The organism is Microbacterium sp. Root280D1 (assembly GCF_001428975.1).
Classification (GTDB): domain Bacteria; phylum Actinomycetota; class Actinomycetes; order Actinomycetales; family Microbacteriaceae; genus Microbacterium.
In genome coordinates this window covers 1,082,796-1,095,512 of the sequence record NZ_LMJK01000001.1, presented here as the reverse complement: position 1 = coordinate 1,095,512, position 12,717 = coordinate 1,082,796, and the positions used below count along the sequence as shown (strand labels likewise).

The 12,717-nt window shown below is 68.0% G+C and carries 12 protein-coding genes and 2 tRNA genes; 2 read left to right on the top strand and 12 right to left on the bottom strand.

From position 1 onward, the window contains the following. Positions 1-4: 4 nt before the first annotated feature. The 3 genes from ASE34_RS05280 to ASE34_RS05270 all read right to left on the bottom strand — a co-directional run bounded on the left by ASE34_RS05280 (position 5) and on the right by ASE34_RS05270 (position 2,121). The gene (locus tag ASE34_RS05280; protein WP_082586538.1) at positions 5-472 is read right to left on the bottom strand and encodes an Asp23/Gls24 family envelope stress response protein; all 468 of its coding nucleotides are present in this window, start codon (positions 470-472) and stop codon (positions 5-7) included. A 159-nt stretch (positions 473-631) separates the two neighbouring features. Continuing rightward, positions 632-1,825, bottom strand: coding sequence for a M20 metallopeptidase family protein (locus tag ASE34_RS05275; protein ID WP_056277219.1), 1,194 nt, complete (start codon positions 1,823-1,825; stop codon positions 632-634). Next, positions 1,822-2,121, bottom strand: a complete 300-nt coding sequence (locus ASE34_RS05270) for a hypothetical protein (protein WP_056277217.1) — start codon at positions 2,119-2,121, stop codon at positions 1,822-1,824. The genes ASE34_RS05275 and ASE34_RS05270 overlap by 4 nt, the downstream gene beginning before the upstream one ends. Positions 2,122-2,186: 65 nt before the next feature. On the opposite strand from ASE34_RS05270, the gene ASE34_RS05265 reads away from it, so the two are divergent. Further along, positions 2,187-2,798 carry a TetR/AcrR family transcriptional regulator gene (locus tag ASE34_RS05265; protein ID WP_056277740.1) on the top strand — a complete coding sequence of 204 codons (612 nt, stop codon included), beginning with the start codon at positions 2,187-2,189 and terminating at the stop codon, positions 2,796-2,798. Beyond that, positions 2,799-4,478: an MDR family MFS transporter gene (locus tag ASE34_RS05260; RefSeq protein WP_056277215.1), complete on the top strand. Its 1,680-nt coding sequence runs from the start codon at positions 2,799-2,801 to the stop codon at positions 4,476-4,478. It abuts the gene before it with no gap. A 60-nt stretch (positions 4,479-4,538) separates the two neighbouring features. Here ASE34_RS05260 and ASE34_RS05255 read toward each other — a convergent pair whose 3' ends face one another. The 9 genes from ASE34_RS05255 to ASE34_RS05215 all read right to left on the bottom strand — a co-directional run bounded on the left by ASE34_RS05255 (position 4,539) and on the right by ASE34_RS05215 (position 12,698). Beyond that, positions 4,539-4,721 carry a hypothetical protein gene (locus ASE34_RS05255; RefSeq protein WP_053098926.1) on the bottom strand — a complete coding sequence of 61 codons (183 nt, stop codon included), beginning with the start codon at positions 4,719-4,721 and terminating at the stop codon, positions 4,539-4,541. 198 nt (positions 4,722-4,919) lie between these two features. Then, positions 4,920-4,993, bottom strand: a tRNA-Met gene (locus tag ASE34_RS05250). Between the two features lie 34 nt (positions 4,994-5,027). After that, positions 5,028-5,099, bottom strand: a tRNA-Thr gene (locus ASE34_RS05245). A gap of 67 nt (positions 5,100-5,166) precedes the next feature. Further along, complete coding sequence (locus ASE34_RS05240) at positions 5,167-6,450, bottom strand: peptidoglycan DD-metalloendopeptidase family protein (protein ID WP_056277212.1); 1,284 nt, start codon at positions 6,448-6,450, stop codon at positions 5,167-5,169. A 123-nt stretch (positions 6,451-6,573) separates the two neighbouring features. Next, entirely contained in the window at positions 6,574-7,368 is a 795-nt protein-coding gene (locus ASE34_RS05235) for an inositol monophosphatase family protein (protein ID WP_056277210.1), read from the bottom strand. Next, positions 7,365-8,384 carry a hypothetical protein gene (locus tag ASE34_RS05230; RefSeq protein WP_157538099.1) on the bottom strand — a complete coding sequence of 340 codons (1,020 nt, stop codon included), beginning with the start codon at positions 8,382-8,384 and terminating at the stop codon, positions 7,365-7,367. The genes ASE34_RS05235 and ASE34_RS05230 overlap by 4 nt, the downstream gene beginning before the upstream one ends. Before the next feature lie 78 nt (positions 8,385-8,462). Continuing rightward, the gene (locus ASE34_RS05225) at positions 8,463-9,257 is read right to left on the bottom strand and encodes an enoyl-CoA hydratase/isomerase family protein (RefSeq protein WP_056277204.1); all 795 of its coding nucleotides are present in this window, start codon (positions 9,255-9,257) and stop codon (positions 8,463-8,465) included. A gap of 45 nt (positions 9,258-9,302) precedes the next feature. Continuing rightward, positions 9,303-9,794, bottom strand: coding sequence for an FBP domain-containing protein (locus tag ASE34_RS05220; RefSeq protein ID WP_053098921.1), 492 nt, complete (start codon positions 9,792-9,794; stop codon positions 9,303-9,305). 261 nt (positions 9,795-10,055) lie between these two features. Continuing rightward, on the bottom strand, positions 10,056-12,698 hold the full coding sequence (locus tag ASE34_RS05215) for a helix-turn-helix transcriptional regulator (protein WP_056277201.1): 2,643 nt from the start codon (positions 12,696-12,698) through the stop codon (positions 10,056-10,058). Positions 12,699-12,717: the final 19 nt, after the last annotated feature.

Genomic DNA, 12,717 nt, shown 5'->3' with positions numbered 1-12,717 from the left:
TGGATCACAGGACACGCGTCTCCACGGCGTCGTCGGCGGCGGCGCCGTCGTCGTCCGACGCGTCATCGGAGGGGATGTGGACGTCGTTGATGGTGACGTTGACCTCGACCGCCTGCTTGCCGACGAACTCGCTCATCGCGACGGAGATCGCCGCGCGGACATCGTCCGCGACCTTCTGCAACGACGCCGGGTACTCGGCGACGATCGTCACGTCGACCGCGACCTGCGTCTCGCCCACTTCGACGCTGACCCCCTGGGTCAGGTCGGTGGAGTTGAGAGCATCACGGATGGCTCCGACGGCGCGAGCGGCTCCGCCACCGAGCGCGTACACACCGGGAACCTCGCGAGCCGCGATTCCCGCGATCTTCGCGACCACGCCGTTCTCGATGATCGTCGCACCCGTCGAGGCGACGGTCGAACCTGCCGGGGCGACCTGGACCTTGGGCTGCTGTGCGTTCGAGACGTTCGCCATCATGTGCTCCTTCGTCAGTGTGTTCCGATCCCCTGCGGGGAGGGCCGCAGTGCAGCGACACCACTAAGACGGATGCTACGAACGATTCGTCACAAATTGGTCGTCATTCATGACGGAGGCCGCTCCCCGACGGGGAGCGGCCTCCGCTGAGAGGGGACGTCAGCGAGCCGTGCGGGCGAATGCGACGGATGCCAGCGCCGCAGCCTGGTCGCCGAGCACCGCGTCGTCGAACAGCACCCTCGGCGAGTGGTTCCACTCGATCGTGCTCGGGTCCGCGTCGGGCGGCGAGGTCATCAGCGCGATGAACGTGCCGGGCACCTCGTCGAGGACGAAGGCGAAGTCCTCTGATCCCATCATCGGCGTCGGCATGATGACGACGCGCTGCTCGCCGAAGACACCCTGCAGCACGTCGACGGTCTCGGCCGTCTCTGCGGGGTCGTTCACGGTCACCGGATACATCGTGTCGAAGCGCACGTCGGCGGTGAGGCCGTGCGCGGCCGCCACCCCCTCGATCACCCGAGGCAGCCCCTCCTGGAGGGTCGCGAGCGACGCGGGCGACATGTTGCGGACGGTCGCAGCGAGCTCGACCTGCTCGGGGATGACGTTGACCGCTCCCTCACCCGTCGAGAGCCGGGTCACCGACAGCACCACGGGATCGAAGGCATCGAACCGCCGCGTCACGAAGCTCTGGAGCGCCAGCACGATCTCGGCCGCGGCGGGCACCGGATCGAGCGTCTGATGAGGCTGCGAACCGTGCCCTCCCCTGCCGTCGACCGTGACGAAGAGCTGGTTGGATCCTGCGGCCACCGCTCCGCTCCTCGTCGCGAAGAGGCCGCGCGGACCGGGTGCGACATGGATCGCATACGCGGCGACCGGACGTTCACCGTGGGCGTCGAGCAGCCCCTCCTCGATCATGACCTTCGCGCCCCCGTGTCCCTCCTCCCCCGGCTGGAACATGAAGATCACCGAGCCGTGCAGCTCGTCGCGTCTCTCCGAGAGAAGCCTCGCCGCGCCCACGAGGCCCGCGGTGTGCAGGTCGTGCCCGCACGCGTGCATGGTGCCGTTGGTGGAGGCGAACTCCAGACCGGTCGTCTCCTCGATCGGCAGGGCGTCCATGTCACCGCGCAGCAGCACCGCGGGCCCCGGCCGCCCTCCGCGCAGAACCGCCACGACCGAGGTGGTGCGCGTGCCGGTGGTGATCTCGAGGGGCAGTCCTTCGAGCGCATCGAGAACCTTCTGCTGCGTGCGCGGCAGGTCGAGTCCGAGCTCGGGGTCGGCGTGCAGAGCTCGTCGCAGGGCGACCAGGTCGGGCAGGATCGCGACGGCATCGGCCGCGAAATCGGGGGCGCTCACGAGTGGGCCTTTCGTGCGGAGGAGTCGGTGAGGCGCGGCATCCGCATGAATGCGAGCGCGAGGGCGGAGATGATGAACGCGCCGGCGCAGACGCTCCAGATGGTGATGTAACCGCCGATCGACGAGCTGAGGGATCCGGATGCGGTGAAGCCCGCGAGCAGCACGGCGAACACCGCGCCGGCAGCCGACCCTCCGAGGGTGCGCAGCGAGTTGTAGACCCCGGCCGCGATCCCGGTCGAATCGCTCGGGGCCAGTTCGGCGACGAGCGCGGGGAGAGCTCCGAGGAGGAAGCCCATACCGACAGGATCGGAGCACGGAGCTCACAGTGCACTCTTAGGTTCAGAGTGCAATATTGCACTTCATGAGCGAGAGTGCAGATTCATTGCGAGAGCAGCGCAAGAGGGAGACGTCCCGCGCACTCACCGACGAGGCTCGCCGACTGACGACCGAGCACGGTTTCGCCGGCTTCACCGTCGAGGAGCTCTGCTCTGCGGTCGGCGTCTCGCGGCGTACGTTCTTCAACTACTTCGAGAGCAAGGAGAACGCCGTCTTCGGGTTCGCCGCGATCGACTCGCGACAGGAAGCGCTCGAGGCCGCCTTCGTCGCGCAGGACGGCGAGCTGCTCGACGACTTCATCGGGTTGACGATCGCGCGATTCGAGCTCTTCAATCCCCTCGACGACGCACCGGCGCTGTTCGCGGTGATCGAGCAGGAGCCTCGACTGCTCAAGGCCGCATTCGAGCAGCTGGCGAAGAACGAGAGGCGCGACGGCGAGCTCGTCGTTCAGCGAAGCGGTGGAGGCGACGATGCCGCGCTGCGCGCCGAGGTCATGGTCCACACTGTCGGCGCCCTGGTGCGCCTGTGCATGGACCAGCTGCTGCACCACCACTCGACCGACTCCTTCAGCGACCTCGTCAGCCGACGCCTCGAGATCGCTCGCTCCGTGTTCGCACCATCACAGAAAGCCCACTGAATGTCCGCCACCGCCACCAAGGATGCGCCCTTCCTGCTCACGAAGCGCCGCATCTGGATCATCTTCAGCGCCCTGATAGCGGGCATGCTGCTCTCGAGCCTCGACCAGACGATCGTCTCGACCGCCATGCCGACCATCGTCGGACAGCTCGGCGGCGTCGACCACCAGGTCTGGATCACCACGGCCTATCTGCTCGCGACCACCATCGTCATGCCCATCTACGGCAAGTTCGGTGACGTCCTGGGCCGACGCAACCTCTTCCTCGTCGCGATCGCGCTGTTCACGCTCGCGTCCGTCGGCTGCGCCTTCGCCACCGACTTCTGGATGTTCGTGATCTTCCGCGCACTGCAGGGCCTCGGCGGCGGCGGTCTGATGATCCTGTCGCAGGCGATCATCGCCGACATCGTCCCCGCGAACGAGCGCGGCAAGTACATGGGTCCCCTGGGCGCCGTTTTCGGTCTGTCGGCCGTCGCCGGCCCCCTGCTCGGCGGGTTCTTCGTCGACCACCTCACCTGGCAGTGGGCGTTCTACATCAACATCCCGGTCGGAATCGCCGCCTTCATCATCGCCCTCGTCGCGTTGAAGCTGCCCAGCAAGAAGGCCCAGAAGCCGATCGACATCTTCGGCGTCATCTTCCTCTCGATGGCGACGACCTGTCTGATCTTCTTCACCGACTTCGGCGGCGACAAGGAGTTCGGCTGGGATTCGCTCGCCACATGGGCCTGGGGAGCCGGGCTCATCGTGGCCGCGACCGCATTCGTCATCACCGAGGCCAAGGTGCAGGACCCGATCATCCCGCTGAGCCTTTTCCGCAATCCGATCTTCGTCAACGCGACCGCGATCGGTCTCGTGCTCGGCATCGGGATGTTCGCGGCGATCGGGTTCGTCCCGACGTTCCTGCAGATGTCGTCGGGCACGTCGGCCGCCGCATCCGGTCTGCTGATGATCCCGATGATGGTGGGACTGATCGGAACGTCGATCTTCTCGGGCATCGCGATCTCGAAGACGGGGAAGTACAAGATCTACCCGATCGTCGGAACGATCCTGACGGGCATCGCGATGATCTCGATGACCACCCTCTCGGCCGAGACGCCGATCTGGCTGATCTGCGCCTTCCTCTTCGTGTTCGGCGCCGGTCTGGGCCTGATCATGCAGGTCGTCGTGCTGGTCGTGCAGAACGCCGTCCCCGCCGGCGAGATCGGCACAGCTACGAGCACGAACAACTACTTCCGCGAAGTGGGTGCATCACTCGGAACCGCCGTCTTCGGCACGATCTTCACGACCCGCCTGACCGAGAACCTGCTCGGCGTCTTCGCCGACGCCGGAGCATCACCGGATGCCGCCTCGCAGGCGGCCTCGACGATCGACCCCGCGACGTTGAACTCGCTGCCGGACGAGGTCAGGGACGGCATCGTCACGGCCTACGCGGATGCCCTCGCACCGGTCTTCTGGTACCTGGTGCCCTTCATCGCTCTCGCTCTGGTGCTCTCGCTGTTCCTCAAGCAGATCCCGCTGTCGGATCAGGCGGGACTCGTCGCTCGGGGCGAGGCCATCAGCGGCGAGGAGGCGGAGCGTCTCGAGGCGGAGCAGCGCGGCGGCTCCGGTCGAAGTGACGCCGCTCCCGGCGACGAGGACCGCATCGCAGCCGGTCGGCGCGACATCCCGCCCGCCGGTCGCTGACCTTTTCACGAACGACGGGCCCGCTCCTCAGATGAGGAGCGGGCCCGTCTTCGTGCGTGGTCAGGGGAGGTCGCCGACCTCGAGCTCGTCCGGGTGATCCGCATTGTCGCCGTCGGCCTTCTGGCTCTCACCCGGGGTGGCGGGGTCGACCTCGGGGTCCGGGTCGTTCGTCACGAAGTCGGCGTCCACGCCGGTCGCGTCGATCTCGGCGCCTTCGTCCGGTGCTGCCTGGGGGTCTGACATGAGTCGCTCCTATCGTCCGGGTACTGGACGACCAGTGTGACCGCCGCAGGCCTCGCCAGGGCATCCCCTTGACATCGCGCACGCCGGACCTCACCCGATCGGGTGGGCACCGTGCGAACATCGTGCCCGCAGTGCGTCTCGGTCGATCCTGAGCCCGGGTACGCAAAAACCCCCGGGAATCCCGGGGGTTTTCATCTGTAGCAGGAGCGGGGCTTGAACCCGCGACCTCACGATTATGAGTCGTGCGCTCTGACCAGCTGAGCTACCCTGCCACACCGCATCCGCATCGCAGATACGAACGCTGTGAGCCCCGAGTCAGGATTGAACTGACGACCCCTTCCTTACCATGGAAGTGCTCTGCCACTGAGCTATCGGGGCGTGCTGCCCCTCGCGGGGCAACCACACGAGAATACCATCACTGTGGCGTCCTCATGAAATCGAGGTGTCAGTACGAGGTACGACCCGCGTTCTCGCGCAACCACGGCAGCGGATCGATCGTGCCGCCGTTGATGATGATCTCGAAGTGCAGGTGCGCTCCGTAGGAACGACCGGTGTTTCCGGTGTGGCCGACGACGTCGCCGACCTTCACGGTCTGCCCGGGCTTGACCTGCAGCGAGCCGTACTGCATGTGCGAGTAGTGGCTCGTGACGATCTGTCCGTCGATCACGTGGTCGATGTACACGGTGACACCGTAGGCGCCGCCCTGCTCGGTGGCGATTCGCACCACGCCGTCGGCGATCGCCTGGATGGGCGCTCCCTCACCGGGGACGAAGTCGATTCCCTCGTGCAGACGACCCCAGCGCATGCCGTATCCCGAGCTCATACCCACGCCGACCTTGAACGGCCACTGGATGGCAGCCTCGGCGTCGTTGGTGAAGACCTCGTTCGAGTAGTTGATGCCCTCTTCCGATGCCACCTGGATGAGAGACACGCTCGAGAAGCTGTCGGAGCGCGCGAGCGGCTCGTTCTGCACGTCGGAAGACGTGACGAACGCCTGGATCTCGTCGTCGGATGCAGCCTTCGACGCCGTACCCGATGCAGCGACGAGGGACGTCGCCGCGAGCGACGGCGTTCCCTGCACTGCGGCGACGGCTTCGGCAGGAAGGGTCATGCCGACGGCGAGGAGACCGGCGAGGCTCATCACGCCGACGGTCGCGCCGACGGCGAGGAACTTGCGTGCAGACGGGCGACGGCGCACGACATGCTCGACCGGAGTCTCGTCAGCCTCGGCGGCCTCAGTCGGGTCGTCGGCGGGCTCGGCCGCGGCCTCGGGTGCCACGCGACGGAATGCACGGGCAGCCGTCTCGAAGGCATCCTCGTCGCTCGAACGGTGGCTTGCGTCGTCCGCGCGCTCCGAGTCGGGCTGATCGTGCTCGGCTGCTGCGGGCATCGCAATCGGCTCGGCGACGATCGGCTCGATGACGATCGGCTCGGCGACGTCCGCGGGAGCCTCATCGGTCTGGCTCACGACGACGTCGGCGGAGTCGGATGCTGCCGACGCCGCCGCGACCGCGGTCGCGGCGATGAAGACCTCTGCGGTGTTCAGTCGCTGGCGGGCGGCACGACGAGACAGGGGAGCCTCGGAGGGGACGGCCGTGGCTTCGGAGACGGGCGCGGCTTCGGAGACGGCTTCCGTCACTCCTGCCGCGGAGGCCTCGAAGGCCGCAGTGCGGGGACGGCTGGAGCGGCGCGTGGGCGCAGAGGCAGCCTGGGGATTCTCGAAGGGCAAATCAGATTCTCTCGGGTTCAAACGTCAAGCTCGGGGGCGCTTACGACCTTCACCGATTCGGGCCGATGAAAGTAACGATCGGATAAACCCTAGCCTGATCCACCTGTGAATGCCATGAATCGTTCACGTTTCATCTCGAAGAATATCGAGGACGCGCTGATGGACCTCAGTGCCACCCGCGATGAGCATGGGTCTCGCGGAGGCACGGTCGATCAGCGAGACATCGCCCCCCGCCTCGGTGACCAGCAGCGCGCCTGCCGCGTGATCCCACGGCTTCAGGCCGCGCTCGAAGTAGCCGTCCAGCCGCCCGGAGGCCACGAAAGCGAGGTCGAGGGCGGCAGAGCCTGCGCGGCGGAGGTCTCTCGCGATCGGCATGATCCTGCGCACGGTCGCGAGGTCGCCGTCATGCGTCGCGGGGTCGTAGCCGAATCCGGTGGCGAGCAGCGCTCCCGCCGGCGTCTCCGTCGTGACCGACAGCCGCACCTCGCCCAGGAAGGCGCCATGACCTCGAGCGGCGGTGAACATCTCGGCGGTTGCGGGCGCGTAGACGGCAGCGGCGAGCGCCTCCCACTCCCCCGCGACTGCGCTGCCCCTCACTGCCGCGATGCTCACGGCATAGGAGGGGATTCCGTAGGCGTAGTTCACCGTGCCGTCGATCGGATCGACGACCCAGGTGATGCCGGTCACGCCGGGTTCAGCCTCCGACTCTTCGCCCAGGAAGCCGTCGCCGGGTCGAGCGACCCTCAGCCGGTCGCGGACGAGCGCTTCGACTTCGCGATCTGCATCGGTGACGATGTCCGCCAGCGTCGACTTCGTGGCGGCGAGGTGCACGCCCTCGTCGCGACGGCGCCGCGCCAGGTCGCCCGCCTCGCGTGCGATCCGGCGGGCGAGGTCAGCCAGTTCGAGTTCGATGCTCACTGGGGAGGCAGCGGCGGAGCCGGCGGGTAGGCGTCGTGAGCAGTGGGAGCCGGCGGGTAGGCGTCGTGAGCCGCGGGCGCGGGCGGAGCCGGAGGCGTCGCCGGGCCCTGCGAGTACGGCTCAGGCGCGGTCGGGAACGGCGCGACGGGGAACCCCTGCGGCGCGGGAGCGACAGGGAGCGCCTGCTGCGGCTGCGGCGACGGGTGGCCGGTGTAGTAGGCATTCCAGTCCGGCGAGCCGTCGGGCAGCACCGGCAGGGGCGTCACACCGTCTGCGTAGGTCGGCCATGCCGGAGCGGCTGCGACACTCTGCGCCGCGGCGGCGGCACGAGCGCCGGCCGGCTTGCGAGGAGCGAACAGGGCGTTGAGCAGCGGGATCAGCGTGGTTCCGACCGCGGCCAGGATCGTGAGTGCGACGACGATTCGCCAGTACAGCTCGCCGTAGTCGAAGGTGTGCGGGAAGGTGAGGAAGAAGATCAGCATGGCCACGAGGCCGCCGAGGAACACGATCGTCGCGATGTAGATGATGCGGGTGAACGTCGTCACGTGACGCTGCGCGGCCGGAGTGAACAGCCTCACATGCAGCAGGGCGAGCTGCAGGATTCCCACCACGAGCAGCAGCTGGAAGAAGCGCTCTGCACCGGTGAAGAACGCGTCGTCCTCGGGCAGCCAGATCTTGACCGCTCCGACCAGCAGAGCCACGATCCAGCTGACCATGCTCGACAGCGCGAGCCAGTCGGGACGGTTGGGGGCGAGTCCCGCCTCGAGGATCGCGATCCCCGCGAACGCGGCGAGCAGGAGGATCGTGAGGAATGCCCGCCCGATCAGCCCGTCCTGATCACCGATCAGAACCCACACGACGCAGACGAGCGCCGCGGCGATGAGTGCGCCGATGGCGATCCAGATCGCCCCTCTGATGAGAAGGGACATGTTCTTCTTCTCGACCAGCGCGGGGGGCTGCTGGGTGATCTCCGGCTGCGACATCGCGTTCCTCTCGTTGAGCGGCGTTGCGTTCATCCTTGCATGCGCCGGCGCGGAGGCAGGAGCCTCGACATGATCCGTGGATACATCGGGGCGAACCGGCTCCCGCGGGAATCAGCCCTTGCGTGCGGATGCCGCGGCGAACGCGGCGATCCGGGCCTGAGCGTCCGGGGTCGCCAGGGAGGCACCGATCGAGCGCGCCTCCTCGCTCAGCTGCTCGGCGAACGTCCGCTCGGGCTGAGAGCGGACGAGGCGCTTCGCGTGACCGTACGCTTCAGCCGCACCGGCGAGCCAGAAGCGGGCGATCTCCTCCGCACGCGCCCTCACCCGGCCGGCTTCGTCCGCAGAGTCGGCCCCGTCGACGGCCTCTGCGACGAGGCCCCATTCCACGGCTTCCGCGGCCGTCAGGAGGCGGTCCTGCAGCACCAGCTGCAGCGCGCGGCGCTGTCCGACCGCTCGAGCGAGCTGAGCCGAGACCGACAGGTCGGGTGTCAGCCCGATGTTCGCATAGAGGCTGCCCAGCCGAGAGCGTGAGCCGACCACGGCGTAGTCGCTGCTGAGCAGGATGCCGAGCCCGCCGCCGGCGGTCGTCCCGTGGGCTGCGGCGACGACCGGCACCGCAGACTCGGTCAGCGACCGGATCCCGGCGTTGATGACTTCGGCCAGGGCCGTGATCTCGTCACCCGATCCCATCGTCGTCGCCATCTCGATGACATCACCGCCGGCGCAGAACGCGGGGCCCGCCGCATCGATCAGGATCGCCTTCACATCCGTGCGCGACGTCGCCTCGGCCGTCGCGTCGCGCCACGCGTGCGCCAGATCGGAGTTGAAGGCATTGAGCCGTGCCGGACGGTTCAGTGTGAGCCGGGCCAGCCCCTCATCGACGGTGAACAGGATGGCATCGTTCATGGCTTCTCCTTCGAGCGCAGACGTATGCGACCAGGCTAACCGTGATCAGGCCTGCTGCCTCACGCGGCCCACGAAGGCCTCCATTCGCCGCCTCGTGCCGTCGAGACGGACGTCCACCTGTCCGGGGGCGAGGATCTCGTTCGGGGCGAGCGGGTGGGCGAGTCTCACGTTCTCGTGACAGGAGAGATCGGCGCACATGTAGGTGCCGACGGAGTCGCCCCGCTCACCGGCCTCACCTGCGAGCCGTGCTGAGAACAGCGCCACCTGGTTTCCCGGCTGCATGGTGTGGCAGATGTTGCACATGCCCGAACGACCTCGGCCGGGGTCCGAGACTCGCAGCACGAACCCCGAGACCTCACCGTCGTGCTGAGTGAGCACGTAGCCGCGCCGACCCGCACTCGGGTCTCGCCACGCGAAGAAGTCCAGGTAGTCCCAGTCGATCAGGACGAAGTCGTGGGGCATCTCCATGACCCGCAGCTCGTCGGCATCCGCATTGACGAACGAGGCACGGACGTCTGCTTCGGTGAGCGCTCGCATCGCTCCAGTCTATGAACACCGGTGCGCATGGGGTCGCGACCAGGCGTCCGAGAGCGCGCCGAGGCGCGGCCAGGGTGAGTTCCAGGGCGAAATACCGCGTGCTCGATGCGCTCCCTCACGACCCCGACGCGCCCGCACCTATCGTGAACACAGGTCGACGAGAGCACGAACCCCCAGGTTCACCCCTCCCACGCTCCCGACTCTGAGGCGCACCACGCGTCACCCGAACTCGGGGTGCGCCTCGATCGACCGGTCAGTCGCTCATTCCTCGAGCAGCCCCAGCTCTGCGGCGCGCAGAAGAGCCTGCTCCCTGTTCGACGCACCGAGCTTGCGGTACGCGCTGCGACGTTGGACCTTCACCGTGTTCGGTGAGACGAAGAGTGCCGCGGCGAGCGCGTCGGTGGACGACGTCCTCCGCAGCTCTCGCATCACCGCGATTTCTCTCGACGTGAGCCTGACCGGGGGCGGCAGCGCCGGGAACGGGCATCCGTCCGAGGCGCGCGCGAGATAGGAGTCGAGGAATTCCTGCTCGGTCGGCGCGCACAGTTCGCGCACCTCGCTCAGCACGTCACCGGCGAAGAGCGCGAGCGGAGCCTGAGAGCGCTGCTCTCGCATCACGGCGACGGCGCGAGACATCGCGCGGGCAGACGCCTCACGCCTGCCCAACCGTGCTGCCGCGGCTGAGGACGTGATGGCTGCGAGGCAGAGCCGGTCGAGGTCCGGGTCGCGTTCGGCCTGGGCGACCTCGGCCGCGGCGTAGGAACGCGCGTCGTCACCGGTGAGGAGCGCGACGAACGCCTCGACGGCGAGCCGAGCCGGATCATCGCCCGGGAGCCCTGCGGCAGTCCGTCGGGCCGCCGTCTGGTCGCCGAGCGCCAGCGACGCCATCGCCTGCGCGACAGTCAGCCGGGACGATCCGTAGTCGGAGACCGCCGAGTTCACGCCCCGCCCGAGCGAATGGGCGATGGCCAGCGATGCCTCGGCCGCGCGCCCCTCGCGCACCTCGATCTCGCTCTGAACGCAGACGAGGTAGGGCCAGAGCTCCGTCGTTCCCAGGTGGTGTGCGATCGAATCCGTACGGCGTCTGGCCTCGTCGAGATCGAGCGCCGCGATGGCGATGACGGCGTGGGCGATCTGCTCCAGTATCCCGAACTGCTCCGATCGCCAGGCGGGCGGCGGATCGGCGCCGTCGATCTCGTCGAGGACCCGCCGCGCATCGGACAGCCGTCCCCGCAGGGCGTATACGCCGGCGAGAGTCGCAGCGCAGTGATACCAGCCGCCGTCGTCATCGGGCATCCGCAGACCGACACCGTCTTCGAGGATCATGACGGTATGCGCGACCTGAATCGTCATGCCGAGCTCCAGGACCTCGATGGCATCCGAGATCCGACCCAGCTGAAAGAAGCTGAGCCCGCAGTTGCTGAGCAGCAGCGCCGCGAATCCGGTGCACTCCGCACGCTGCTCGGCATCCATCGTGTGGAAGACCTGAACAACCAGATCGGCGGACATCCCGGATCGCCGGATCTGCCCGGCGAACCGCTCGGCCAGCGCCTTCGCGCTGAGCATCCAGAACCGCTCGACGGGGTCATCGTCGACGCCCCGGCGGCCGAGTGACAGCGCGGCGCCCTGGAAATAGGCGAACGCGCGCAGCCGTTGACCGAGACGCAGCAGGACCAAAGCCAGCAGCATGCCGAGCAGCGGATGACGCGCGAGCACGAGAGGATTCTCGCGACGCAGCAGCGTCTCGACTTCGCGCGGACTCGACCGCGAGAGGATGAACCAGGACTTGCGCCCGAGGCGCACCGCGAGGACGTAGTCCCTCGCTCTCATCGCGTTGGTCAGCGCCTCGAGATGGCGGCCGTGCTCGGAAGCCCACAGCGCGACTGTTCGGCGGATCGGTGCCACGGCGTCGAGTGGCCGCTGATCGAGTCGGCGCGCGAGCGCTTCGCGCAGCAGCGGGGTGTAGACGAACCCGAGACCGTCATCCGCCGGTTCCCACATGCCCAGTCCGTAGAGCTCGGCCCGATCGAGGTGCTCGTCCCCGCCATCCGGCCAGCCGAGACGCCGGACGATCTCGCGCGTCACTCTCCCCGGCACCGAAGTCCGAAGCAGGAACTCCTGGAAGTCGGCCGGAGCATCCGGACCGATCAGGCTGGCCATCAGAGCATCAGCGAGCCCTTGCACCTCGACGGCGGCGATCTCGACCGGGTCCCGATGGGTCGCGAGAGCAAGGCCCAACGCCCGGGCTGCGAGGGGCAGTGCGCTCTCCTCACCGAGCGGATGCGGCGGGAGCGCCTGACCGGATACGCGTTCCACCACCGCCCGAGCCTCGTCACACGTGAAGAAGAGATGCGCGGGTCCGACGACGCACACGTCCGCGGACGCGAGCATCTGCAGCGTCCGCGTCACCGTCGAGCGGCGCGTCGCCACGACGATCCGCAGGAGCGGTGCGGCGTCGAGAAGATCGAGAGCCCGCCCGAGAAGCGACCGCTCATCGGCCCGCTCCGCATTGTCGATCAGTAGGACGCACGGTCGACTCAGGTCGCCGAGCAGGCGCCCGAGTTCGCCGCCCGGATCCCGGACGCTGTCGAACCCACGCAGCGCCGAGCGAGCGGTGCTCCGATCAGCGATCAAGTCCTGGACGATGACCTTGGTCAGGATCTCGCGAAGCATGAGGTGCTCGTTCGTGACGCTCTCGTCGAACCCGAGTCGCACCGCAGCAGCCGCTCGTTCTTCCTGCATCGTCGCCCACTGGCTCAGCAGAACCGACTTCCCACCTCCGGCGGGGCCGCTGATGACCGTCAGGGCATGCCCTCGATCGAAGATCTCCGTCAGCCGCGGACGATCGAGCATGTGCAGGGGAAGACGCGCGCCGCGCGCACGTCCGCCTGTCCCCTGCTCCATCGCCGGCCTCCCCCGAGAA

What these genes read in the sequence shown, in the direction of transcription:
- ASE34_RS05260 (WP_056277215.1), top strand. Translation starts at nt 2,799, where the DNA reads ATGTCCGCCACCGCCACCAAGGATGCGCCCTTCCTGCTCACGAAGCGC.
- ASE34_RS05265 (WP_056277740.1), top strand. Translation starts at nt 2,187, where the DNA reads ATGAGCGAGAGTGCAGATTCATTGCGAGAGCAGCGCAAGAGGGAGACG.
- ASE34_RS05255 (WP_053098926.1), bottom strand. Translation starts at nt 4,721, where the DNA reads ATGTCAGACCCCCAGGCAGCACCGGACGAAGGCGCCGAGATCGACGCG.
- ASE34_RS05220 (WP_053098921.1), bottom strand. Translation starts at nt 9,794, where the DNA reads ATGCGAGCGCTCACCGAAGCAGACGTCCGTGCCTCGTTCGTCAATGCG.
- ASE34_RS05225 (WP_056277204.1), bottom strand. Translation starts at nt 9,257, where the DNA reads ATGAACGATGCCATCCTGTTCACCGTCGATGAGGGGCTGGCCCGGCTC.
- ASE34_RS05230 (WP_157538099.1), bottom strand. Translation starts at nt 8,384, where the DNA reads ATGAACGCAACGCCGCTCAACGAGAGGAACGCGATGTCGCAGCCGGAG.
- ASE34_RS05270 (WP_056277217.1), bottom strand. Translation starts at nt 2,121, where the DNA reads ATGGGCTTCCTCCTCGGAGCTCTCCCCGCGCTCGTCGCCGAACTGGCC.
- ASE34_RS05280 (WP_082586538.1), bottom strand. Translation starts at nt 472, where the DNA reads ATGGCGAACGTCTCGAACGCACAGCAGCCCAAGGTCCAGGTCGCCCCG.
- ASE34_RS05215 (WP_056277201.1), bottom strand. Translation starts at nt 12,698, where the DNA reads ATGGAGCAGGGGACAGGCGGACGTGCGCGCGGCGCGCGTCTTCCCCTG.